Genomic DNA, 20,399 nt, shown 5'->3' with positions numbered 1-20,399 from the left:
TTTTGATGTGGGCTAATTAGCGCCAGCCGCGCTCGACCAGCAGCACGACGATGATCAGCAGCAGCGTCACCGCCGCCGTTGCCAGCCGCGCGGTCCAGCTGAGGCCGCGGCCGACCCACCACAGCAGCGCGCAATACATCAGCACGGGGACGATGATGTCGAGCCGGACCAGATCCGCGGGCATGGGATTTCAGCGCCGGATGCCGGTGTCGACGCTGGTCGAGCCGCCGAGCTTGACGCAGGTCCCGGTGCCATCCGCCATCGCGAAGCCCGGGCCGTAGGCGGCGCAGGCGCCTGCCCTCGCCTTGCCGGCCGTGCCGCCGTTCAGCGGCAGCCCCTTGCCCGCCTGCGGCGGCTCGGCAGGCGGCAGGCGCAGGCTCTCGGCCGCCGTCGCGGACGTGGTCAGCAGGGAGATCAGGATCAGGAGCGGCGTGCGCATCGCCGCCTTGTAGCCCGGACCGGCGGCGCGCGCCATCGGACGGCGGCTAGAGGAACCTGACGCCGGCCGACTTGCCGCGGCGCCAGATCACCTGGCAGCTGCGCCCGGTGCGCGCATCGCGTGCGAAGGCCATCCGGATCACGCCGGGAAGCTGGCTTGCGTCCTCGTCGAGGGTGATCCGGGCGCCCGAATCCGAGATGTCCTGGACCAGGCAGTGCCGCGCGGCGAAGCCGCCGTCCAGCGTGATCCAGGCGTGCCGCGACAGCAGCTTGCGGGCTGCGCGCTTCTTCGGCGGTGGCATCGGCAAATCTCCTCGTCCAGCGCTACGCAGGGAACCCTAACAAACCGTTGAAATCGCCTCCGAATGATCCCGCACCTCGGGGCTATCCACCGTAGCCGGAAGACCCGTTCCCGAACGGCTTGCCCGGGAGCGCAAAGGCCACTATACGTTCGCCCGCTGCAAGCAGCCCTGCCCTGTTCGGCCGGCCAGCGGCCGTGCCGGGACAATCGGCAGGGCCCTGCGTTTGCTCCCTTCGTCTATCGGTTAGGACGCCACCCTTTCACGGTGGAGAGAGCGGTTCGATTCCGCTAGGGAGCGCCACCGTCCAAATCGCCCATTGTTCTTGCTGCGAAAAACAGCTGCTAGCGACCCACTTTTTGGAACGGCTGTTCCGGTGGGTCACATTGCGAACCGCCGGGCAAATGACCGACCAGAAAATCACCCTCGGCCAAATGCGCCACCCGGAAGGCGGGCGCGGCGGCACGCGCGGCCTGTTGGTCTATTGCGGCGATTATCTTCGCTGCGGCCACATGGTTCGCCTGGCGCCTGCGGAGGTCGACCGTTGGCCGGACGAGGTGCGCCTATCGGATCTCGAGCCAAAATTCACCTGCGCCAAATGCGGCCATCGCGGCGCCGACGTCCGGCCGGATTTCGATCGGCCGCTGATGGGCAAGGGTTGACGACCGACGAAGCTGAAGGGAACATTCATTTCCGCCGCGCAGTTGATGTCGGTCGTTTCGGAGTAAGCGTATGCGTGCCTCGCCCCCGATCGTGCCGGCCGACCGCCTCGATCGCGACATCTACCTGGTGCTTGAGGATTTCGGTGCGCGGGCCGGCTGTGCCTGGCGCGAGACCGACGAGGCCGACACGGATCTCGAGACCATCCTGCAGGACATCATCTCCGGCCAATACGCCTACCCCTTGCGGATCGTCTGCTTCAACCCGGTCGAGGGCTGGTCGCGCGATGCCACTGCTGACATCGCTGACGCGCTGGCCGAGCGCGCCGCCAACACCAGCGCCGAGATCACGCCGGCGCTGCAGGACTTCATCAATGCCAACGCGACACGGCGCTTCGACCTGCAGCTCGCCCTGCCCTTGCGCGGCGCCGCCCAATGACAAGCGAGGGCAAGCCGCTCGGCTGGACCCCACGCGACGAGCGCGAGCACTTCATCCGCTGCCCGGTCTGCGGCGAAATGCTGGACATGCGAGATCTCAGCGAGGTCCTCGAGCACCTGCACGGTCAGGAGGTCGAGGAGGAGCCGACCAGGCATTAGGAGCTGATGTGACCTGCACCCGTTGCGATGACACCAATTGGGTCTGCGAGAACCATCCCGATCGACCGTGGGACGGTCCCAAAGCTTGCGGCTGCGGCGGCGCCGGCGCGCTCTGCCCGGCCTGTAACGTGCCGGGCGAAGGCGAGCTGCCGCGCATGCCGGAGGGATTCCGAGTCGAGGTCGACAAGGACGGCTGGCGGCACTGACGGCCGTGCCGGATTCGCAATCGGCGACGAGGATGCCTATCTGGAGATCCATGCCCGCATTCGAATTCTGCCTGCCGACGGCCGCCAAGGTCGTGCCCGCCGGCCCCGATTGGCTGCACGAAGTGAAGTATGACGGCTATCGCCTGCGTGTCGAGCGCAGCGGCCGCGACGTGCGCCTGCTCACCCGGAAAGGCCACAACTGGACCAGCCGCTTCCCCTGGATAGTCCAGGCCGCACTCAAGAACCGGGAACAGCAATTCGTCGTCGACGGCGAGGCGGTGATCCTCGGTGTCGACGGCGTTGCCGACTTCAACGCCCTGCACTCGCGCCGTCACGACGAGGAGGTGCAGCTCTACGCTTTCGACGTGCTCGCGCTCGGCGGCGAGGATCTGCGGCAACTGCCGCTCTCAATGCGCAAGACCAACCTCGCGCGCCTGTTGCGCGGCCGGCCGGACGGCATGTTCGTCGCACCGTTCGAGGCCGGCGAGATCGGCCCGGATCTGTTTCGCGCGGCCTGCCGCATGGGCCTCGAGGGCCTGGTCTCGAAACGACGCGACCGGCGCTACAGCGCCGGCCGGTCGAAGGACTGGGTCAAGGTCAAGAACCGGACGCACCCAGCGATGTCGCGGGTGATGGACAGCTTCAAATGAAGAATCGGGGCGCGAGGAGCGTCTCGTGCCGGGCCCAGCCAGAGAATTAAGAGCGTTAGGAGCCGAGTCAATTCCGCCGACGCGGCCCGGACTTCGGCCTGCCTTTAGCTGGCGAGCGCGCCGCCTTGCGAGCTTTGAAACGAAGTACGGACTCGACCGCCTCTTCCAGGGTTGCGAGCTGGCTGTTGTTGATGTTGCCCGGCGTGCGCTCACCCGTGAGCAGGAACGCGCCCGTCAAGCGTGCTGGCGGCAGCACGACATAGCTCATGACCTCGCGATTGTCCTCGTCCATCCGTGCGACCACGACGAGATCGGCGCGCGGGTCGATACGCCGCCGGAGGCCCCACCGCGGAAATTTCCCGCGGGCAATGCTCGCGCGCGCTACCGCGATCGTGACCTTGACCGCACGATCAATGGTGATGAGGCCTGTCTTCGGGTCGAAAGCGAGCGAATGCCCGAACGCAACGAGTTCGTCGACGAACTCCTCCCGGACTTCAACCAGGGTCGCTATGACCGCGCGGCGCCCGTCTTGATATCTCAGGCTGTCCGGAAAATAGCCGATGGCGGCATAGGCCTTCCTCAGGCTGCCGAACCTCTTGATATACGCGCCGTTGCCGGGAAGATCGAAAGACGCATCGATGATCGACTTACTCAGCTCGCCTTTCTGGACCAGCAGGGCCTTCAACCGGTCCAGCATGTCGCGATCCGACAGCAACAGCCGTCGTCGGCTGGAAATCTTCTGAGCTTTCCAGAACAGCGCCGGCTTCACGATCGGCGCAAACGACGCTTGAGAGCGGATCCAGGCCTCGGGCGGATTGCGTTTGGGTTTTTGGCCGAGCTTCCAGTTGCTGCGGTTGTAGACGTTGACTCCGATATAGTGCTCGTTCTTGAGCAGATAGCGGAGCGTCCAGCTGGTCCATCGCCGGCCGAACTGGTTCAGAATGCCCTCGCCGTTCAGCTCTTTGGCGATGGACGATGGGCACTTCCGCTCTTCGACGAACGACCGGAAAATCCGCTGGACGACCTCCTGCTCCTCTGGTGTCCCCGGTCGCAGCAGTACCCGATCCTCCTGCAAGGCCTTGCGTTGGCCGTTGGCTAGAAAGCCCTTCGATCGGCCGGCCGCGTCGACGAGCTCACGACGCAAGCCATAGCCCGCGGAACCACCTTGGCGAAATCCAAGGGTGACCAGACGGCACTGCGCGGCGAATACCTTCTTCGACAGATCGAGGCTATATTGACCAGCGCCAATGCGCTTCAGCTGCTTTGCGATGTTCGACATGAAGCTACCGTCGTTGTCGAACTGCTCGGCGCAGTACTGCACCGAAACGCCGGCGTTTCTGCAGATGAACTCGTAGTGAGCGGCTTCGTCGGCGTCCTGGAAACGGCCCCAGCGGCTGACATCGAAGACCAGGATGACCTTGTAATCCGCTTGGGCCGTCTTCACGTCATGAAGCAGCTGCTGCAGCGCGCTGCGCCCCTTGATCGTCAATCCGCTCCTCGCCTTGTCGATGTAGCTTTGCACGATCTCGAGGTCGTGCTCGATGGCGTAGGCTGCGATCGCAAGCGCCTGGTTCGCGGTTGAATATCTCTGCTGCTCGCTGGACATGCGAATGTACTGGGCGGCGCGCACCCGCACTTCGCTTGCTTCGACAGCCCCTCGCGCCTGCGCCACGCCCCGACCCCTTTGCCGATGCCATGGTTATGCCACATCCTTGGACGGGAGTTCGGCAAAGCTCGCCCATGGTTGGCACTCTCCCAACCGATCGAGCAAGGTTCGACTATCTTTTTCGGAAATGTTGTCGGGCGAGGCGACAACATAGAAAGCCCGGCGCGAGGGGCACCCCGCGTCGGGCCTGAGGTTTGACACGATGTGAAGAGCGGAGGGCCCTTCACCCAACACTTCAGTCCAGCCGCTCGACCCGCACGAAGCCGAGCCCGCCGATGCCGAGCGCATCGGCGCCGGCGCGGCCGAGGTCGACACAGCGGCCGGCGATGAATGGGCCGAGATCCGTCGACACCGCCTCGATCGAAGCGCCGGTCTTCAGATTGGTGATGCGGAATCTGCGGCCGAGATCGTTCCGCGACGGCCGCGCGATCGTGTAGGGATCGCTGGCATAGGTGTCGAAGATCCGGCCGGACGCGGTGCGGCGGCCGTGATAGCCGTCACCGACGCCATATTGCGAGGCAATGCAGACTTCGGACGCGTGCGCGGGGCTTGCCCCGTTCGCGCCAAACAACACCCGCGCGGACGCGGCGCCGGCGATCGCCAGCGCGACAATCATCGTCATCCGTTTCATTGCCGCAACGAGACCTTGATGTTGAGCCAGTTGGAGAGCACCCAGCCGGCGCCGAGCGTCAGCCCGAAGGCGAGCCAGTAGAGCCCGCGCGACGACCAGCGCACCGCGGTCACGACGCCTTCCGCCTGCAGCTTCGCGCTCTCGACGGCCTCGACCGTCGGCTTCATCAGCGCGATATCGGCGATCGCCGCCTTGACCTCGCCATCGAGCTTTTGCACGTCGAGGCGCAGCGCATCCATCTTCTGATGCAGGTCGCGGCGCCCCTGCGAAGCCTTCTCGTCCTGCTGTCGCCATTGCGTCGTCAGCGTCTCCACCGCCGAGGCAAGCCCGCCGACCTTCTCGGCCATGCGCAGCAACGCGGCGTTGACCGTCTCCTCTCCCGTGCTCACTTCGCGGCACCAGCGCGCGCGCGGCAGACCCGGATCTGATCGCGCAGCTGCTTGTAATCGCCGACGAACAGCCGCAGCGCGGAATCCTTCGGCAGCGCCTGCAGCTCGGCCAGCGCCTTGTCCTGCGTCGCCGCATCGTATTCGTTGATGCGCGGGCAGACGATCTTGACGACGACTTCAGAATTTTCCGGATTGCAGGCTGTCAGCAACAGCATCGTCGGAAGGGCGAGCAACCTGGTCCATCGCATCGATCGTCTCCACGGTTTCGGCATTGACCTTCGCTGCGGTCGCGGCCGCGCCGGCGCTCTTGAGCGCCTTGTCGGCCTGATGTTCGTTGAAGGCATCGAGGGCGAGCTTGGCGAGGGCGCCGAGCAGAAGCCCGGCGCCCTCCTTTGCGAACCAGGCGAGAATGGCCGAGCCCATGTCAGGCCGCCTTGCTCGGCGTTGCCGGCGCCCCACTTGGGGTCGCCGGGTTGGCGACGTCGAGCGCAATCGCCTGCGCCTGCGCGACGGCCGGCTGCTGCGGCAACAGGTCGAGGATCCGCTTTTGCAGCGCCTCCGGCGTCAGGCCGAAGAACTTCAGCGCGTCCGGGATCGCGTGCAGCGCCGTGTTCGCGGCGACCGCGAGCGCATCGCTGCCGACCTCGACCTTGAGGCCCTGCACCTTCACCGCGCCCTTGGCGACCAGGCTGGACGCCTGCCGGTTGAGGAACGCGGTCAGCGCCTCGCGGTGCTTGGCCTCGATGTCGATGTTGAACTTGTTCTTGATCACCATGGCGACCCACGCCACCAGAGCGGTGATGCCGGCGGCGACGGCGCCGTTGATGATGTCGACGAGACTGCCGGTGACGGCCTGGCCGATGTCGATCGTCGCGGCGTGCACCGGCACGACCGACAGGGAGAACAGCAGAACGGACGCGGCAGATGCCGCGCTGAAACAACGCCTCATGATTTCACCTCTGATGTGGTTGGAAGCTGTTCGCGCGGCAAGGAAGCGCCGCCCGCGCGCGGCGATCAGGTCAGGAGCGGAACATCCGCTGCATGAATTTGCGCAAGGCCTCAAGGCCGGGGCCGAGCAGCAGCGCCAGGACGATGACGGCGACGATGACGAACAGGACGAACTCGCCCATTGGCTCAAGCCTCGCTGCTGACCGGCTTGCCGGCCGTATTGACGATCGGGAGCGCGACCATGCCGAGGGTCGCCGGCAACTGCGCTCCCTTCGGCCAGAAGAAGCCGAGAAAGACGTCGGGACGGTACGGCGAGACATTCACCTGGTCGTTCTGGTTGCCGCCGCAGCACGCGAGGGCGCCGTCCCTGGTGCGTCCTGCGACGAAGGTGACGTGGCCGCCGCCGTTGCGCGTCTTCACCGCGATGGCGCCGACCGCCGGACCCGCCAGGCGCACCACCGGCTCGCTTTTGGTGTCGGCATAAGACAGCGCCCACAGTGGCCGGCTCGACGGCTTTTCGCCGGCGCGCGAGAGGCAGAAAGAAACCCAGCCGGCGCACCAGGGCGTTGCATCGTGCTGGTAGTCACGTGCGACGGTCCGGATGTTGGCGACGAGCTCTGGATTGTCCGCAGCACCGGCGCCCTCCTTCAACCCCAGGTGAGCAAGCGAGACCGCAAGCCAGAGCGGCACCGCCGGCGGCGCCGACACCACGGGACGGTCGAGCAGCTCGGCCGTTGCGAGATCGACGATCCCAGTGACCGGCAATCCGGCGCGGCGCTGGTAATCTTCCACAGCCGCATCGGTCTGCTGGCCGAAATACCCGGTGCCGGTGAGCGGATAGCCGCGCGCCTTCAGCGCGAGCTGGACGGTTTGCACGGCCGGCCCGCTTGCACCCATGCGCAAGGGGCCGGCCGCCACGAGAGAGGCGATCGTCATGTCATGTCTCCATTAACGACGAAGGGGATAGAGGGCATTTTGCCGTTCTCTTGGTGGTTGCTTTGCTACAGGTTGACGTGATCGGTTTCGCTCGTTATACGGGTGGAATGAAAATGGGCAGCGCAGGGCCAGATCGAACTCCGGCGCACCCAGGCGCCACACCTATCGCGCGCCATAACGGGCCGAACGATGATTGACATCGGAGGATTGACCGCCTTCGCCGCGATCGCGGTGCTCGGTATCTGGATCACGATCCTGTCCCGGCAACGACGCGTCCAGCGCGGTTATGAGGAGATGCGCAAGGATTACGGCAGCGATTGGGGCTGACGCGACCCTCGAGGCGTCCGGCCGCCTCAAGGGATTTCTTCGATTTCGCAAAACAGCGATGTCAGTGTTGTGGTGCCCCCGGCCGCGGCGCGCTGGCGCAGGTCAAACCAATACGCGGTGCCAGGCGTAAGGCCGGTCACGAGTCCACCTGACGAAAACGGGACCGCCTGCCCTGCGACCGCCATGCTCGCAAGCTTTTCGCCATCGATGGCCGTTCCGGTAATCGCCGCGGCGTTGGCGGGTGCTGTGCCCGTGCCATAATAAGCCCGCACACCGGCAGCTGTATTGACCGTGTTATCGCTCATGACCCCCGTGAACAGGACGCGGACCCGCGATGAATAGACCGGCGTCAGTGTGCACGTTCCGCCAAGCCCGGCCATGACGCCGGTCGAACTCGTTGAGCCGGTTGGGTTGCTCGGCGTAGCTCCCAGGACAGCCGGCAGACTCTGCGCAATGGTGCATGTGCCCGACGTCGTGATCGTACAGGAGCCGGTCGCCGCAACACCATATCCCGCAGACACCTGCACGCTCGTAACGGTGCCACCGCCGCCGCCGCCTGATCCCGACCCCGTCATGTTCCGCCAGCGCGAGCTGGCACCGTCATACTTGAGATACGCTGCCGCCTTCGAGGCCAACACGAAATCGGCGCCGAGATCGAGCCTGTTCGCCGCCGTCGACGAGGCGCTGCTGTCCTTGAGCGTGATCGGAAAGCTGCCATTGTTGAACAGGAACAGGTCGCATCCCGCGACGCCGCCGGCGATGCCGGTGATGTTGCGAGCCGCGTCTGAATTGACGAGCAGCGTCGAGGAGGTCGCGCAAACGACTGAGGACGGATTGTAGTCGTTCTGGTCGGCCGTGATCTGTGCCGGCGCCGATTGTGTCGAGTCCCTGCGCGCTCCGGAGAAGTTCGCGAGGCCGCTGATCGTGGGCGCCGAGATTGCCGGCGTGTTGATCGTCGGGCTGGTCAGGGTCTTGTTGGTCAACGTGTCGGTGGTGCCGCGGCCTACGTAGGTGTCCGTTCCCTGGAACGTCAGCGTAACGCCATCAGTGCCGGCGAGCGTCAGTGTGTTGCTGAACGTCAGCGTCTTTGAAGCGCCTCCGGTCAGCGTATAGCTGCCGCTGGTGAAACTGTTGCCGTTGAGGCTGGTGGCGGTCGCGACGCCGAGCGTCGGCGTCACCAGCGTCGGGGACGTCGCGCGCACCACCGCGCCCGTGCCGGTGTTGGCGGTCGCCGCAAGCCCGTTGATCGAGAAGCTGTTGCCGGTCCCCGCCGTGTCGAATGTCTTGTTCGTCAGCGTGTCGGCCGTGGCCTTGCCGACCAAAGTATCGGTCGCGGCCGGCAGGGTCAGCGTCCCGGACGCGGTCGCGGACGCATCCAGGATCGTGGAGCCGGACGTAGTGCCGGCAATGCGCAAGCGCCCGACCGCACCGCTCGATCCGAACGTCTTGACGCCGGTGACTGTCTCGGTATTGCCGAGCGTCATTGCCGTGCCAGACGAGGCCGGGCCAGTCAGCGTCACGCCATCAGGGAGGGTCAAGGTGGCGCCCGTTGCAGGCGCTGTGATCGCCACCTTGTTGATCGAGGTGGCCGAGGCCGTGCCGAGCGTCGGTGTGACAAGCGTTGGCGATGTCGCCAGTACCATCGACCCGGTGCCGGTGACCGAATTCGCCAGGGAAACGCCGCCATAAGTCAACGGGCTTGTGACGGAGACGCCGCTGCCGGAGAGGATCACGCTGCCAGTCGATAGCGACCCGAGATAGATCGAGCCGGATCCCTTCGCATCGATGCCCAGATTCTCGTTCGTGCCTGACGAGATGACCCGCATAGAGAGAGAGCCACCCGCCGCCTGCGGAAAGATCTTGATGCCGGTTGCGGCCGACGCGACCGAGTTATCGACCTGAAGGCCGGGGTTGGTCGCCCCGTTCGCCCCGACGGCGAGAGCCGCGGCGGAATTCGACGTGATGCTGACGGCTCCGTTGACCGCCGCCGCTCCGGTCCAGCAGATCACATTGCTGCCGATCGTGCAGCCGGCGAGGGCCAGCGACGTGCCGCTCGCCACGCCGAGCGCCGGCGCCGTCAGCACAGGGCTGGTCAGCGTCTTGTTGGTCAGCGTCTGCGTCGCCGCCAGCGTCGCGATGCTGTCGCTGGCGTTCGGCAGCGTATAGGTCTTGATCGAGTCCGCCGGCCCCGTGAACTGCATGAATGCATTGTTCGTGCCGCCCTTGGCGCCGGAGAGCGGCGACGTACCAGGATTGGTCTGCGCGAGCGCCGGCGCGCACGACAGAGCGAGCACAAGCGCTATGGTGCCGAGAAGCTTCATCATGTTCTTTCCGTGTCGAGAGAGGGATCAAACCCAGCCGGTTCCGTCCGAAAGCGGCGTCAAGGTGATCGAACCGCCGTTTGAATCGATCACGTAGGACGCGCCGCCCATGATCGTCTTTGATGTTCCGGCCGAGGTGATGGTGATGTTGTTTGTCGCCGCGTCGTACTTGCGATCGACAATCCGAACCGGCTTCGTCGTCGTCGAGGGGTCCGGAAGACTGACTGCGGTCGCAGCGCCGACCGTCTTGTTGATCAGGATGACATCGGCATCGTCGTTGGTGACCGTCACAGACCCCGCCGCAGTGACTTCCCGCTCGGAGTGTCCTGAAGCTGCGAGGTCGCTCCCTTGCGCCAGGCCGATCCCGACATAGCGATCAGTGTGCTCGGTCGTCGGCGATCCACTCGTGCCGGTATAGATCCGAATTTTATAGTAGCCGCCGACGACGTGGAAATAGACGTAGCCGTTGGCGTCTGTGTCGATCGGATTTCCCGCGGGAATTGCCCCGTCACGATCGGTATAAAGCGCCGCCAAGGGCTGCCCGGGCACTTCCGAGCGCACCTCGACATGAGCGCCGGGAACGACGTTGCCCTGCGAGTCCTGAACCGTGAACTGATGCCGCGCCAAGGTCATGACGTTTCGTCCCTAGTTGATGCGAGCGCCGCGGATATCGCCGGCGCCGAGGGTCAGCGTGACGTAGCTGTCGCCGTCAATCGCCTTGCCGGCCGCGCCGCCGGCGCCGCCGCTTCCGGGTGTGCCCGAGCCAGGCGTTTGCCCCGGCGAGCCGGCCGCACCCGCAAGCCCGGGACCGCCGCCGGCGCCTCCCGTGCCGCCCCCGTCGTTGGGAATGAATCCACTGCCGCCGCCAGCCCCGCTGCCCCCCGCAGACGATGTGCCGTCCGCGCCAGCGCCGCCGGCAGACGTGCCACCGACCGGGCCACCGGCGCCGCCGTTGGCGCCGCCGCCGCCATTCCGTCCGGCGCCACCACCGCCGCCGCCGCCACCGCCGCCGCCGGTGGAAAAGCCACCACCACCACCACCACCACCGCCGCCGCCGCCCCAGAGGCGCCCACCACCCGACATGTCGAGCGCGATCGCCTGCCGCGTATAGAGCGCGAGACCGCCAGGGTTGCCCACCAAGGCGTTCTGACCGCCCTCGCCGCCAGGCCCGCCACCGCCGCCGGCTCCCTCGATGGTGCCGTTGAGAACGAGATTGACCGTCACGCCGGCAGGCCACGTCCCGACATCGAACGCCGTCAGCGTGAAATAGGTGGACCCGATGGTGACGCCTGCATTGACCGTCGCGGTGATCGTGTCGCCCGATTGCGGCGCCGGATAGATCGAGTCATGGGCCGTTCGCAGATTGACGTTGAAGGTGTCGGCATCGAAGACGATCTGGCGATCGGTGAGGTCCGCGTCCGGCGCGGTCCACAGCATCTCCTCCGCCTCCACCGTGAACTTGTCCGGCCCGGGATTCACGCGCGTCGTCTGGATCGGAATGTTGCTCTGCGCCCCGGTCGCATCCTGCACGCAGAAGGATTCGATGCGGTAGCCCTGGCCAAGACTGACATCCGTCTCGGCGTAACGCGCGGTCGCGAAGGTCACGCGCCGCGGCGGATCGCGAAAGCGGCCGATCAGGATCTCGCCGAGCCGGTCGGCGACGGTCCGGCCGGCCTCCGGAATCCACCGCGAATAAATCGTCTTGATCGCCGACGAGCCGTAATCCGCCTCCGCCTCGTCGTCGATCGTGAGCGATGTCGAGCGGTAGTTGTCGAGGTTCGAAAGCGGCTTGGTCGGGTCCTTCTGGCCGAAATAGACCTGCACGCGCGAGAGCCTCTGGTCGGGCTGCTCCTTCAGCGTCAGCGACTTCTCGATCGTGTTGTCCGGCGTGAAGGTGAAGGCATCGGTCAGAACGCCATGCAGCACCTTCAGCCGGACCTGCTGCGCGATATTGTCATCCCAGATCGCGAGGCCGGCCTGCTCGGCCAGCTCAGACAGCAATGTCGCGACCGAGGTCGGCTCGCAAATGTTCGCCGTGTAGACCGTACCGAGATAGGCCGCAGTTTCTGCCTGCCACTCCGCAACATTGATGTAGCTCGACGGCACATCGGCGTAGGTCACGAGAAGGTCTTCGACGATATCGGCGACGTCCTCTCCGACGTAGCGCAGCACCAGCTGGCACCGGTCCTGCGCCTTATGTGTGGTCGCCGTGGTCCCGAGCTGGCCGCGGACCAGCGTCAAGGTGTTGCCCGACCGGGTGAACGAAGCCACCTCGCTGCCGCCGATATTGATATATCCGGAGGCCGGATACTCGGCATTGCCGATGCCGGACGGAAGCAGCGTTGCCGACGTCGCCACGGCGGTGATGTCCGCCGAAAGAAAGCCGTTCGACAAGGCCGGCGCCTGCGCGCGGTCGCCATCGGCGTACTTCAGGACATCCTTCGCAATGATGGTGTACTTGCCTTCCGGCGTCGGCCCGTCGAAGCTGTCGATGACGAAATAGCGCGTCTCCATGTCGGCGAGCTCATCGCCGAGCAGGCCGGTGATCCAGCGCAATTCCTGCCCGCGAACGAACGGCTGCCGCGCGCGGAACTTGCCCCAGAACGTCCCCTGGCTGTACGGATCGTAGGTCCGGTCGGCGAGATACTTGTCGAACCCCTCGCCCGTGTCCGAATGCGGATGATCCTTGAACGTGATCTGCAGCGTCGCGCGCGTGCCGAGATCCTTGCCGAGCGAGATCGTCGCCGGCGTGTAGGAGATGTCGAGGATCGATGCCGCGACGATCTCGATGTCGTCAGGCAGATACGAGGCCGGCCTTGCGAACCGCCAGACGACGTCATCCGCCAGGAAGTTTGCGGTGTCCTGGCAGGTCGCCTTGCTGTTGAAGCATTTGATGCTTCCCGTCGCCGGGATCGAGGCCGTGCACGGCGCAACGCCATAGGTGCGCGTGCAGACCGGAACGTCGAACTCGATATAAGTCAGCGATTTCATCAGGCGACGCCGCCAATCTTGAGATCGAACGCCAGAAGATGGCTGGTCGTGTCCGGCGTCGGCGCGGGGTCATCCATCAGCCAGCCGTAGCCGACCTCGCGCGGATAGGTTTGGGGACGCCAGGCGAAGAAAAACGGACGATCGCGGCCATCCTTCAGGAACGGGCGCATATAGGTCCGGAACCAGGCCGGCGAGATCAGCGACAGCGGCACGGTCGTCTCGCGCCACTCGTCGAGCACGATGCGGCCAAGGAAGTTGCCGCTTTCGCTGCGGCCGTTGGCGACGCTGACCTTGATGCCGTCAGGCATGGCCATGTGGCCGGCATAGACCTTGCGCTCGACCACCAGGAGCTTGCCGACATAGACGACGGCGGCACGCGCGGAATCAGAGCCCGATTGCAGCCTGATGCGCACCTGCGACAAGGATTGTGCCTCAAACCGGAACAGCGCCGGCCCGTCGTCGGGCAACATCACCTCCTCGACGACCTCGGTCCACACGCCGCCGATATAGCCTTCGATCGACACCGGGATCGCGGCCGACGCCAGATTGTGGCGCGCGATGGCGACATAATCGATCTCGTCGACATAGTTGGTCGTGACCGTCAGATATTGCTCGGTGTCATCTGCAGCCCGCCATTCAAGGTGCGTTGCCGGGTTGGCGAGATTGGAGGCCGGATAGTTCGGCGCCTGCGTATCGGCGACGATCGTTGCCGCGGTCACGATGTTGTGCCAGCCGATCAGGGGATGATCGAGCGACAGGCCATCCGCCGCATCAGCGAGAACGACGGCGCTAGAGATGACGAGCGACATCAGGCCGGCCTCACCTTCAGGACGTAGCCGTCGGCCAGCATGTCATTGAGGCCGTCGATCGTCTCTCGCAGCCATTCGCGCGTCGCGCCGGCGCCCATCGCCAGGTTCACCACCGTCGGCTGCGACCCGGCGCCGTTCCGCTGCCCCTGATTCCCACCGCGGTTCGGCGTGATATCGATCTGCTCGCCGGGCTCGACCATCGCCTGAAACAGCCTGCTGTCGCCGCCGCCGACGCCACCAGGAACGGTCATCGACAAGCCGTCCTTGAAGCCGGTCGGGACCGACTGGCTCTTGATCTGCGCCACCAGCGTGGCGCCCTTGGCCAGCACGGCGGCCATTGCGGCAAGGTTCGCCGGGAATGGAAGCTCGAGCGCCTTCGCCGCGCCGGTGAACATCGAAATGGTCGCCTGGATGGCTCCAAAGACCTGCGCCGCCGTCGCCATGGCAGAGCTTTCCTTGCCGAAGGACGCTGCGATCGTCGCGAAGCTTCCGGCCATGGAGGCGCCCGCGATGTTCCATGCGGTCCCGGCGTTCTCCGCGGCCTTCTGCATGGCCTGGTCGTAGGTCTCTGCGCTGATCTTGCCGGCGTCGAACAGCGCCTGGATCTTTTGCAATTCGAGCTGGTACGTCTGCGACGGCATCAAGTTCGATTGCGTCAACTGCAGCCCGGCCAGGGTCAAGGCGTAGTCCGACGTCTTCTGCTTCAGAAGATCGAGCTGCGCCTGTTGTGCGGCGGTGATCGTGGTGTGGTTGGCGGTCGCGATCGACAGCGCCTGCAGCTGGATCTTGGTCGCCTCCATGGCACCAGGCAGCATTCCGAAGGTCTGGACCTGGGCAGACTGCGACTGCAGGGACTTGTTTTGCGAGTCGATGAAGCTGTCGACCGCGTTCTTGCCACCCATGGTCGCGAAGTTGAAATCCTTCTGCGCCTTCGAGGCCTTGTCCGTCGAGGCCGCCGCGGCATCGGCCCCCGACTGCTGGCCCTTCCAGAGCCGGTCGATGATGCCGAAAGTCGCGGTCGCGGTCTCGCCGACGCCGGTGACGCCGCCCTTGACCGCATCGAACGCCGCCGCAAACTGGCCCTTCAGCACGAGCGACATCGCCGAGGACACGGTCGAGATATAATCGGCCAGCGACTTGAAGACGGCGCCGACGATCACGCCACCGCTCACCAGGGCCTTCATGGCCGTTGCGACACCGGTCAGGGCGACATCGAGAGCGCCGGAATTCTTGGCGCTCTCGACCATCGCATTGGTGATCGCGACCATGGACGGCAGCACCTGCGCGGTCGACTGGGCGATCAGGCCTTTCCATGCGGCGTGCAGCCGGGTCAGATTATCGTTGAAGTCTTCCGCCGCCTTGCCGGTCTGTCCGTCGACGATCAGGCCGAATTTTGCGGCCTCATCCGTCATCTCCTTGAGCCCGTCGCGGCCGCCGTTGAGCAGCGGGATCAGGTCGGCGCCGGTCTTGCCGAAGATCGCCATGGCCGCCGCGGTCTTGCCGGAACCGTCCTTCAAGCCCTCGAACCTGTCGGCGACATCGCCGAGCACCTCATCGGAGGATTTCAGCTTGCCGTTGGAATCGACGACGGAGATGCCGAGAGCCCGGAAGGCGTTGGCGGCATCGCCGGTCGGCTTGGCCGCGGCGTCGACCAGGTTCTTCGACAGCTTCGCCACGCTCTTGCTGAGCGCCTCAAACGAGACGTCCGACAGCTCGCCGGCATAGGCCAGCGCCGACAGCTGCTCGATCGGCACACCGAGCTTGGCCGACGTCTTGGACAATTTGTCCATGTCGTCGATCGTGCTCTTCATGGCAACGCCGATTGCGACGCCCGCCGCGGCAACCGCAGCGGCCGCAGCCGCCATGCCCGTCGCCACCGTCATTCCGAACGCCGCCAGGCTCGACTGCGAGTCCTTCAGACCCTTGTCGAGCCCGGCGGTATCGGCACCGAGGATAACCCTGAGGGCTCCGATGACGGAGGCGCTGGACATGCTAGTTTTTCCTCGAGACCTTTGCAGCTTCCGCAATGGCGCCGAAGATGGCCCATTGCTGCTCGGCGGTCTGACGCGGCCGGGACGCCTGGCTCCCGCGCGCCAGGAGCTTTTTGAAATTCGGCCGTTTCTGGCGGGGCAGGAACGCGGTGTGCCAGGCCAGCACCATCCGCTCGTTATGCTCTCGACGCTGGCGAATTCGGGCCGCCTCGAACGTCAGCGCGAGCGTCCTCGGCGTCTGGTCCCAGAAGGATTCATGCGTGTAGCCGAGCGCCAGCCAGTCGATGATCAGGCGGTCCCAGTCCCACTCCGGCGCCGCCTCCGCCGAGGGCCCGCAGTGCCGTTGGCAACCTCCGGCGGATTGGCGATCCCGAACGCCTTGAGCAACAGCCTGGAGCATTCCAGCGGCCCGATCTCGTCGATCAGATCGCCGACCTCCTCTTCCGTCAGCTTGTGATGCTGATAGAGACCGGCCCACATGATGATGATGCCGTCACGCTCACGCCACTCCTCCTCCGGACGATTCATCAGCGACGTCCAGGACACCCCCGTCTTGCCCTCGACCAGCGCTCTGGCATTGGTGCCAAGGCGCATCGTGAAGGTCTTGCCCAGCGCCTCGAACGACACCTCGCCCTTTTGCGGATTTGCCATCAGGACGCCCCCACTTATGCGGCCGTCACGGCCGCGCTGGTCGCGGTGGCGCTGCCGGCGGAATTGAGGCCGGTCACCGCGACCGTGATGGCGTCGCCGCTGTCGCCCGCGGTTATGACGTAGGTCTTGCTGGTCGCGCCGTTGATGTTCACACCGGCATTCTTCCACTGGTACGTGAACGAGGTCGGCTCGTCATCCCAGACGCCCTCATAGGCGGTCAGGGTTGCGCCCAGGGTCAGCGCGCCGGAGATCGCGGGCAGCACAACATTGCTCGGCGCGGTCGCCGCATGTCGCTCCGGAGCACCCGTGACCTTCCAGGTCAGCGACATCACCATCTTGTCGTCGATCGGGGTGTCCGGCTCCATGCCGGTGATGAAGGCGCTGTAGTCTACATACGCGCCGCTCGGAAACACGTTGCGGCATTCCTGGGTGGTGCGCAGCATCGCATAGAGCTGCGCCTCCGCCGTTCCGGTCGGCACGTAGTGAATGTCCGCCGTCACCTCGCCGGCATCGGCAAGACCCGGAATGAATTCGCGCGTGCCATCCGGGCTCAGCTGGTGGCTCGCATCGATCGAGTCGACCGACATCCCAGGCGGGGTCACGTTGGCCTGCTCGCCGATGGTCGTATAGACGCCTTCAATCTTCACCTTGAACAGCGAGCCATAACCAATGCCTGCAGCCGTCATGTCAGTCTCTCCTTCGTGTTGTTTTCTGAAAAATGAATTCGATCAGGCGACCGCAGTCGGCGCGCCCTCGACGGTGCGATAGGTCACCAGATACTCAACCCGAACCCCGCCGATGTGACGCTCGCCATCGGCTTCCGCCACGCTCTCGGTCGCGGTGAGCTGGACGTTCTGGGCCAATCCGCCGAAAAACACAGCGGTGCCGTAGTTGATCATGGCGGCGATGCCAGCCTCGATCTCCGCGGCGACCTGGTCGAGCAGGTCATCGGGCGGACCAGCCGTCGACACCCGCCCCTCGACATGCAACGTGCAGCGCCGCTCGATTTTCGGCGGACGGCCGAGCACGGCACGATTGGAGGATTCCGAGCGCGTATAGATCAGCAGCGTCGGTTGGTGTTCCTTCGGAAGCGGCCGGGTGCGGCCCACGTAAACGCGAGACTCCGTTGTGGCGAGGCCAGTCAATCCGGCCACGACCGCGTCACGGATCTGCTTTCGCGCATGGTCTGGCATCAAGCCGCCCTTTTCAGGTTGGCGCCGACGAAACGGTCCCAGCCCTCGCGCGCACGCGGCACCAGCTTGTGCTGGAACACCGCCTGCGCCCGCTCGTAGAACGGGAATCGCTTCTGGTAGCGCGGCGGCTTCACGAACATGATCACCGGCACCACCTCGCGCAGATCGGCGCGGTAATAGATGCCCGGCGCCACGTTGCGATCAGCTGCGCCCCCCACGCCGGGACGCAGCACGAAATAACGGCCCGCCTTCTTCCGCTTGGCTTTCGAGCGCCGGCTGTTCGTCGCATTGGCCTGATAGCCGGACGACTGCTCGGCCGCACCGAGTTGCGACAAGATCCGGGTGATGGTGCCGCCCGAAATGTTGCCTGACGCATCCAGCGTCGCGCCTCTGCCCGGAACGGCATATTCGCCCTGCTCCATCAGGCCAGACCGGATCAGCGCGCGCTCGAACGATTTGTGGACGCGGGCGCCGCCCTCGACCTGCGGGCCAAGATACCGCCAGGCCGGCACAGAGCCGAAACCGTCCTTGAAATAGACCTCGGCCACCAGGTCGCGCTTCGTCGCCGGCTTGACGTAGAGCGCATTGAGCGTGAAGCGGGTCGGACGATCGAACACCGATTTCATGGTTTCGATCTCATCGGCCTTGATGTCCTGTGCCGTCTTGGTCAACGCATAGGCCGTGACGATCGGCGCATCGCGCTCCGCAAGGTTGCGCAGAGCCTTCATGACATCGGTCGCGTCGACCCGGAAATGAAGTCCAACCATCAGACCAGCGCCCCCAGTCGCAGCAGGGCCATGCCCTGGCCGTCCGGATCGATCGACGCCACCTCGAAGGCGCCGACGCCGGCAACCGTCAGCTGATCGCGGACACCGCCGTTGGCCGTCGCCGGCAGATCGGACTGCCGGCAAAAGAACGTCGGTCGCGCGTCGAGCGAAGCCGCGTCATTGAGCGCGACTGCGATCGTCGGGCGATCGAAGATGCCGGGAAACGGCTCGCTGGCGATTCCGCCGGACGGCGTGTAGACGCCCTCGTCGCCGAATTCATCGACGTCGAGGAAGACCAGGCGGTCGGCGGCGGTTTCGATCGGCATGGGTGGTTACTTCTGCTGCGCCGCCGCTTCCTTCTGGCGCGCCGCGAGATAGTCGTCGAGCTTCGGATATTTCGCCTTGATGGCCTCGTTGGCGGCCCACTCCTCCGACCAGGCGCGCTGCTGCGCGGCAGCAGCATCCGCCCTCTCCTGCGCAAGTCGCTGCGCTTCCGCACGGGCGGCTGCAGCCTCCCGTTCCATCTCGGCCCGCTCGGCGCGCTCCTCGAGCACGCGCACCGCATTGAGCAGACCAACCACCGGATCGTCGCGGTCGCGCTTGCCCTTCGGCGCCTCCAGCTCCTCGACCAGGCCCATCTGGCCCTTCGGCGGCTCGGTCAGGCCGAGCAGCTCGCCGACCTTGAAGGCCTGCGTTTCCTTGGCGCGCGCGAGGCCAAAGCCATCGCTGACGCGGCCTCCGCCCTCGATCGGCTCCAGCTTGTGCTGGCGCGCGACGGACTGCGCCGTGCTCAGCAGCAGCAGCGCGCCGGCGCCGACATTGAAACCACGTCCGATGACACGAAAAGCCTGCATGGGAAGTCTCCTTGGGAAGGTGTTGACGAGGGCTATCGGCGGTCGCGGCACAGGCGCGGCCGGCGACAACCCTCCCCGGCGCACGCCGGGGAGAGATGCAGCGATTGCAATCAGATCAGCGTGACCTGGACGGCGCGCTGCCAGTAGCCGTAGCCGACACCGCGCCAGGCATCGATACCCATCTGCCAGGCATCGTTGTCGAATTCGTATTCGGACCCTTCGGCCTTCATCTTCATCTCGACTTCCTGCTCGCTCTGGCGGATCAGCGCCTTGATCGGCGAGTCGGTGCGGAAGATGACGAACTTGTCGGTCCAGCCCGCCGAGGTCAGGCGGACGTTCATCACCACCTCGACCCTGAAGTTGCGCAGCAGGTTCGGATTGAGGTTCTGCTGCAGCATCGCCGGCACCAGCTGCGACACGGCGCCGAGCGCGGCCTTCATCAAGCCGATCGGCACCATGACCAGGAACGCCGAGGCGTTCTCGTTCATGGGCTCGCCCTTGTCATCCTTCAGCTTGAGGATGGCGACGATGCCGGCCGTGATCGCCTGCTGCATCTCCTCGACGCTGGGGTCGGTTACGATGCCGTGCAGCGTCGCCGGGAAGGCCGAGATGTCGGCGTCGATCTTGTTGGACTGCGAACCGGAATCGCCCGTGACGTGATCGGTGTCGAAAAAGTACTGACCGTCATAGCAGAGCGAGGTCGCGCCGTTGACGATCAGCGCCGAGGTCAGCGAAGCCCAATGCGTCTGGCTGCGGTCGGCAAACTCGTCGACGCGGGCGCGGATCTGGCCGGTCTTGTCGCGGCGCGCATCTTTCTTCTGGATCTCGAGCGTCGCCTCATAATGCTTGTTGATGATGGTGAGGCCGTCGCCGCTGAAGCCCTTGGCCTGGCGACCGCCGATCCACTCGCGCATCATCGGGGTCTGACCGAGGAAATTGTAGGTCTCCGAGGCCTGGTCCGAACCGAAGAAGTTCGAGACGCCATCGAGCCAGTTGGTGCCGGGATCGGATTCGAGCCGCGCGAAGTACATGCCCCGGATGGCACGGCTGGACAGAAGCTGCTGGTCCATTTGCGA

Annotated in this window: 29 protein-coding genes and 1 tRNA gene; 7 read left to right on the top strand and 23 right to left on the bottom strand. The window is 65.4% G+C overall.

What is annotated here, in order from left to right; translation table 11 throughout:
- Window positions 1-16: 16 nt before the first annotated feature.
- Genes BDOA9_RS38085 through BDOA9_RS22125 form a run of 3 tightly spaced genes read right to left on the bottom strand, consistent with a single transcriptional unit; the run spans window position 17 to window position 740 of the window.
- Complete coding sequence (locus tag BDOA9_RS38085) at window positions 17-184, bottom strand: hypothetical protein (RefSeq protein ID WP_042336342.1); 168 nt, start codon at window positions 182-184, stop codon at window positions 17-19.
- Between the two features lie 6 nt (window positions 185-190).
- Window positions 191-439, bottom strand: coding sequence for a hypothetical protein (locus BDOA9_RS22130; RefSeq protein ID WP_025036155.1), 249 nt, complete (start codon window positions 437-439; stop codon window positions 191-193).
- Window positions 440-485: 46 nt separating this feature from the next.
- On the bottom strand, window positions 486-740 hold the full coding sequence (locus BDOA9_RS22125) for a PilZ domain-containing protein (RefSeq protein WP_025036154.1): 255 nt from the start codon (window positions 738-740) through the stop codon (window positions 486-488).
- 225 nt (window positions 741-965) lie between these two features.
- Here BDOA9_RS22125 and BDOA9_RS22120 point away from each other — a divergent pair.
- From BDOA9_RS22120 to BDOA9_RS22100, 6 genes are all read left to right on the top strand, one after another.
- Window positions 966-1,040, top strand: a tRNA-Glu gene (locus BDOA9_RS22120).
- Between the two features lie 56 nt (window positions 1,041-1,096).
- Entirely contained in the window at window positions 1,097-1,399 is a 303-nt protein-coding gene (locus tag BDOA9_RS22115; RefSeq protein WP_152033401.1) for a hypothetical protein, read from the top strand.
- Window positions 1,400-1,469: 70 nt separating this feature from the next.
- Window positions 1,470-1,835 carry a hypothetical protein gene (locus BDOA9_RS22110; RefSeq protein WP_025036152.1) on the top strand — a complete coding sequence of 122 codons (366 nt, stop codon included), beginning with the start codon at window positions 1,470-1,472 and terminating at the stop codon, window positions 1,833-1,835.
- On the top strand, window positions 1,832-1,993 hold the full coding sequence (locus tag BDOA9_RS38955) for a hypothetical protein (RefSeq protein ID WP_192859598.1): 162 nt from the start codon (window positions 1,832-1,834) through the stop codon (window positions 1,991-1,993). Before BDOA9_RS22110 ends, BDOA9_RS38955 begins: the two co-directional genes overlap by 4 nt.
- Window positions 1,994-2,001: 8 nt before the next feature.
- Entirely contained in the window at window positions 2,002-2,199 is a 198-nt protein-coding gene (locus tag BDOA9_RS22105) for a hypothetical protein (protein ID WP_025036151.1), read from the top strand.
- A gap of 50 nt (window positions 2,200-2,249) precedes the next feature.
- The gene (locus BDOA9_RS22100; protein ID WP_025036150.1) at window positions 2,250-2,849 is read left to right on the top strand and encodes an ATP-dependent DNA ligase; all 600 of its coding nucleotides are present in this window, start codon (window positions 2,250-2,252) and stop codon (window positions 2,847-2,849) included.
- Window positions 2,850-2,916: 67 nt separating this feature from the next.
- On the opposite strand, the gene BDOA9_RS22095 is transcribed toward BDOA9_RS22100, so the two are convergent.
- From BDOA9_RS22095 to BDOA9_RS22065, 7 genes are all read right to left on the bottom strand, one after another.
- Window positions 2,917-4,521 (bottom strand): recombinase family protein, encoded by a 1,605-nt coding sequence (locus BDOA9_RS22095; RefSeq protein WP_025036149.1) that lies wholly within the window; start codon window positions 4,519-4,521, stop codon window positions 2,917-2,919.
- A 229-nt stretch (window positions 4,522-4,750) separates the two neighbouring features.
- A complete protein-coding gene (locus BDOA9_RS22090) occupies window positions 4,751-5,137 on the bottom strand; it encodes a septal ring lytic transglycosylase RlpA family protein (RefSeq protein WP_025036148.1) in 387 nt (128 codons plus the stop codon).
- Between the two features lie 5 nt (window positions 5,138-5,142).
- Entirely contained in the window at window positions 5,143-5,535 is a 393-nt protein-coding gene (locus tag BDOA9_RS22085; RefSeq protein WP_025036147.1) for a DUF1515 family protein, read from the bottom strand.
- The gene (locus tag BDOA9_RS22080) at window positions 5,532-5,783 is read right to left on the bottom strand and encodes a hypothetical protein (protein ID WP_152033399.1); all 252 of its coding nucleotides are present in this window, start codon (window positions 5,781-5,783) and stop codon (window positions 5,532-5,534) included. The genes BDOA9_RS22085 and BDOA9_RS22080 overlap by 4 nt, the downstream gene beginning before the upstream one ends.
- Window positions 5,713-5,958 carry a hypothetical protein gene (locus tag BDOA9_RS22075; protein WP_025036145.1) on the bottom strand — a complete coding sequence of 82 codons (246 nt, stop codon included), beginning with the start codon at window positions 5,956-5,958 and terminating at the stop codon, window positions 5,713-5,715. The genes BDOA9_RS22080 and BDOA9_RS22075 overlap by 71 nt, the downstream gene beginning before the upstream one ends.
- Before the next feature lies 1 nt (window position 5,959).
- Window positions 5,960-6,484, bottom strand: coding sequence for a hypothetical protein (locus BDOA9_RS22070; RefSeq protein ID WP_025036144.1), 525 nt, complete (start codon window positions 6,482-6,484; stop codon window positions 5,960-5,962).
- 185 nt (window positions 6,485-6,669) lie between these two features.
- Window positions 6,670-7,419, bottom strand: a complete 750-nt coding sequence (locus BDOA9_RS22065) for an NlpC/P60 family protein (RefSeq protein WP_052363105.1) — start codon at window positions 7,417-7,419, stop codon at window positions 6,670-6,672.
- Between the two features lie 189 nt (window positions 7,420-7,608).
- Between BDOA9_RS22065 and BDOA9_RS38950 the strand changes: the two genes are divergently transcribed.
- The gene (locus tag BDOA9_RS38950) at window positions 7,609-7,746 is read left to right on the top strand and encodes a hypothetical protein (protein WP_192859597.1); all 138 of its coding nucleotides are present in this window, start codon (window positions 7,609-7,611) and stop codon (window positions 7,744-7,746) included.
- A gap of 26 nt (window positions 7,747-7,772) precedes the next feature.
- Here BDOA9_RS38950 and BDOA9_RS22060 read toward each other — a convergent pair whose 3' ends face one another.
- From BDOA9_RS22060 to BDOA9_RS22005, 13 genes are all read right to left on the bottom strand, one after another.
- Window positions 7,773-10,070 carry a beta strand repeat-containing protein gene (locus BDOA9_RS22060; RefSeq protein WP_025036142.1) on the bottom strand — a complete coding sequence of 766 codons (2,298 nt, stop codon included), beginning with the start codon at window positions 10,068-10,070 and terminating at the stop codon, window positions 7,773-7,775.
- A 24-nt stretch (window positions 10,071-10,094) separates the two neighbouring features.
- On the bottom strand, window positions 10,095-10,700 hold the full coding sequence (locus BDOA9_RS22055) for a hypothetical protein (RefSeq protein WP_025036141.1): 606 nt from the start codon (window positions 10,698-10,700) through the stop codon (window positions 10,095-10,097).
- Window positions 10,701-10,712: 12 nt separating this feature from the next.
- Entirely contained in the window at window positions 10,713-13,058 is a 2,346-nt protein-coding gene (locus BDOA9_RS38945; protein WP_052363104.1) for a hypothetical protein, read from the bottom strand.
- On the bottom strand, window positions 13,058-13,867 hold the full coding sequence (locus tag BDOA9_RS22045) for a hypothetical protein (protein WP_025036140.1): 810 nt from the start codon (window positions 13,865-13,867) through the stop codon (window positions 13,058-13,060). Before BDOA9_RS22045 ends, BDOA9_RS38945 begins: the two co-directional genes overlap by 1 nt.
- Window positions 13,867-15,858: a phage tail tape measure protein gene (locus BDOA9_RS22040; protein ID WP_052363103.1), complete on the bottom strand. Its 1,992-nt coding sequence runs from the start codon at window positions 15,856-15,858 to the stop codon at window positions 13,867-13,869. The genes BDOA9_RS22045 and BDOA9_RS22040 overlap by 1 nt, the downstream gene beginning before the upstream one ends.
- Before the next feature lies 1 nt (window position 15,859).
- The gene (locus BDOA9_RS38080) at window positions 15,860-16,258 is read right to left on the bottom strand and encodes a hypothetical protein (protein WP_152033398.1); all 399 of its coding nucleotides are present in this window, start codon (window positions 16,256-16,258) and stop codon (window positions 15,860-15,862) included.
- Complete coding sequence (locus BDOA9_RS22035) at window positions 16,147-16,509, bottom strand: hypothetical protein (RefSeq protein ID WP_025036138.1); 363 nt, start codon at window positions 16,507-16,509, stop codon at window positions 16,147-16,149. The genes BDOA9_RS38080 and BDOA9_RS22035 overlap by 112 nt, the downstream gene beginning before the upstream one ends.
- Before the next feature lie 14 nt (window positions 16,510-16,523).
- On the bottom strand, window positions 16,524-17,195 hold the full coding sequence (locus BDOA9_RS22030; protein WP_052363102.1) for a phage tail tube protein: 672 nt from the start codon (window positions 17,193-17,195) through the stop codon (window positions 16,524-16,526).
- A 42-nt stretch (window positions 17,196-17,237) separates the two neighbouring features.
- Entirely contained in the window at window positions 17,238-17,702 is a 465-nt protein-coding gene (locus BDOA9_RS22025; RefSeq protein WP_152033397.1) for a hypothetical protein, read from the bottom strand.
- A complete protein-coding gene (locus BDOA9_RS22020; RefSeq protein WP_025036136.1) occupies window positions 17,702-18,469 on the bottom strand; it encodes a hypothetical protein in 768 nt (255 codons plus the stop codon). Before BDOA9_RS22020 ends, BDOA9_RS22025 begins: the two co-directional genes overlap by 1 nt.
- Complete coding sequence (locus tag BDOA9_RS22015; RefSeq protein ID WP_025036135.1) at window positions 18,469-18,795, bottom strand: head-tail joining protein; 327 nt, start codon at window positions 18,793-18,795, stop codon at window positions 18,469-18,471. The genes BDOA9_RS22020 and BDOA9_RS22015 overlap by 1 nt, the downstream gene beginning before the upstream one ends.
- A gap of 6 nt (window positions 18,796-18,801) precedes the next feature.
- A complete protein-coding gene (locus tag BDOA9_RS22010; RefSeq protein WP_025036134.1) occupies window positions 18,802-19,323 on the bottom strand; it encodes a hypothetical protein in 522 nt (173 codons plus the stop codon).
- Window positions 19,324-19,433: 110 nt separating this feature from the next.
- Entirely contained in the window at window positions 19,434-20,393 is a 960-nt protein-coding gene (locus BDOA9_RS22005; protein ID WP_025036133.1) for a Mu-like prophage major head subunit gpT family protein, read from the bottom strand.
- Between the last annotated feature and the right edge of the window lie 6 nt (window positions 20,394-20,399).

This window comes from Bradyrhizobium sp. DOA9, from assembly GCF_000617845.2.
Lineage (GTDB): Bacteria > Pseudomonadota > Alphaproteobacteria > Rhizobiales > Xanthobacteraceae > Bradyrhizobium.
The sequence above is the reverse complement of the archived record's forward strand: the minus strand, read 5'-3'. Positions and strand labels throughout refer to the sequence as shown.

What these genes read in the sequence shown, in the direction of transcription:
- BDOA9_RS38085 (WP_042336342.1), bottom strand. Translation starts at nt 184, where the DNA reads ATGCCCGCGGATCTGGTCCGGCTCGACATCATCGTCCCCGTGCTGATG.
- BDOA9_RS22130 (WP_025036155.1), bottom strand. Translation starts at nt 439, where the DNA reads ATGCGCACGCCGCTCCTGATCCTGATCTCCCTGCTGACCACGTCCGCG.
- BDOA9_RS22125 (WP_025036154.1), bottom strand. Translation starts at nt 740, where the DNA reads ATGCCACCGCCGAAGAAGCGCGCAGCCCGCAAGCTGCTGTCGCGGCAC.
- BDOA9_RS22110 (WP_025036152.1), top strand. Translation starts at nt 1,470, where the DNA reads ATGCGTGCCTCGCCCCCGATCGTGCCGGCCGACCGCCTCGATCGCGAC.
- BDOA9_RS38955 (WP_192859598.1), top strand. Translation starts at nt 1,832, where the DNA reads ATGACAAGCGAGGGCAAGCCGCTCGGCTGGACCCCACGCGACGAGCGC.
- BDOA9_RS22100 (WP_025036150.1), top strand. Translation starts at nt 2,250, where the DNA reads ATGCCCGCATTCGAATTCTGCCTGCCGACGGCCGCCAAGGTCGTGCCC.
- BDOA9_RS22090 (WP_025036148.1), bottom strand. Translation starts at nt 5,137, where the DNA reads ATGACGATGATTGTCGCGCTGGCGATCGCCGGCGCCGCGTCCGCGCGG.
- BDOA9_RS22080 (WP_152033399.1), bottom strand. Translation starts at nt 5,783, where the DNA reads ATGCGATGGACCAGGTTGCTCGCCCTTCCGACGATGCTGTTGCTGACA.
- BDOA9_RS22075 (WP_025036145.1), bottom strand. Translation starts at nt 5,958, where the DNA reads ATGGGCTCGGCCATTCTCGCCTGGTTCGCAAAGGAGGGCGCCGGGCTT.
- BDOA9_RS22070 (WP_025036144.1), bottom strand. Translation starts at nt 6,484, where the DNA reads ATGAGGCGTTGTTTCAGCGCGGCATCTGCCGCGTCCGTTCTGCTGTTC.
- BDOA9_RS22065 (WP_052363105.1), bottom strand. Translation starts at nt 7,419, where the DNA reads ATGACGATCGCCTCTCTCGTGGCGGCCGGCCCCTTGCGCATGGGTGCA.
- BDOA9_RS38950 (WP_192859597.1), top strand. Translation starts at nt 7,609, where the DNA reads ATGATTGACATCGGAGGATTGACCGCCTTCGCCGCGATCGCGGTGCTC.
- BDOA9_RS22060 (WP_025036142.1), bottom strand. Translation starts at nt 10,070, where the DNA reads ATGATGAAGCTTCTCGGCACCATAGCGCTTGTGCTCGCTCTGTCGTGC.
- BDOA9_RS22055 (WP_025036141.1), bottom strand. Translation starts at nt 10,700, where the DNA reads ATGACCTTGGCGCGGCATCAGTTCACGGTTCAGGACTCGCAGGGCAAC.
- BDOA9_RS38945 (WP_052363104.1), bottom strand. Translation starts at nt 13,058, where the DNA reads ATGAAATCGCTGACTTATATCGAGTTCGACGTTCCGGTCTGCACGCGC.
- BDOA9_RS22045 (WP_025036140.1), bottom strand. Translation starts at nt 13,867, where the DNA reads ATGTCGCTCGTCATCTCTAGCGCCGTCGTTCTCGCTGATGCGGCGGAT.
- BDOA9_RS22040 (WP_052363103.1), bottom strand. Translation starts at nt 15,858, where the DNA reads ATGTCCAGCGCCTCCGTCATCGGAGCCCTCAGGGTTATCCTCGGTGCC.
- BDOA9_RS38080 (WP_152033398.1), bottom strand. Translation starts at nt 16,258, where the DNA reads ATGCTCCAGGCTGTTGCTCAAGGCGTTCGGGATCGCCAATCCGCCGGA.
- BDOA9_RS22035 (WP_025036138.1), bottom strand. Translation starts at nt 16,509, where the DNA reads ATGGCAAATCCGCAAAAGGGCGAGGTGTCGTTCGAGGCGCTGGGCAAG.
- BDOA9_RS22030 (WP_052363102.1), bottom strand. Translation starts at nt 17,195, where the DNA reads ATGACGGCTGCAGGCATTGGTTATGGCTCGCTGTTCAAGGTGAAGATT.
- BDOA9_RS22025 (WP_152033397.1), bottom strand. Translation starts at nt 17,702, where the DNA reads ATGCCAGACCATGCGCGAAAGCAGATCCGTGACGCGGTCGTGGCCGGA.
- BDOA9_RS22020 (WP_025036136.1), bottom strand. Translation starts at nt 18,469, where the DNA reads ATGGTTGGACTTCATTTCCGGGTCGACGCGACCGATGTCATGAAGGCT.
- BDOA9_RS22015 (WP_025036135.1), bottom strand. Translation starts at nt 18,795, where the DNA reads ATGCCGATCGAAACCGCCGCCGACCGCCTGGTCTTCCTCGACGTCGAT.
- BDOA9_RS22010 (WP_025036134.1), bottom strand. Translation starts at nt 19,323, where the DNA reads ATGCAGGCTTTTCGTGTCATCGGACGTGGTTTCAATGTCGGCGCCGGC.
- BDOA9_RS22005 (WP_025036133.1), bottom strand. Translation starts at nt 20,393, where the DNA reads ATGGACCAGCAGCTTCTGTCCAGCCGTGCCATCCGGGGCATGTACTTC.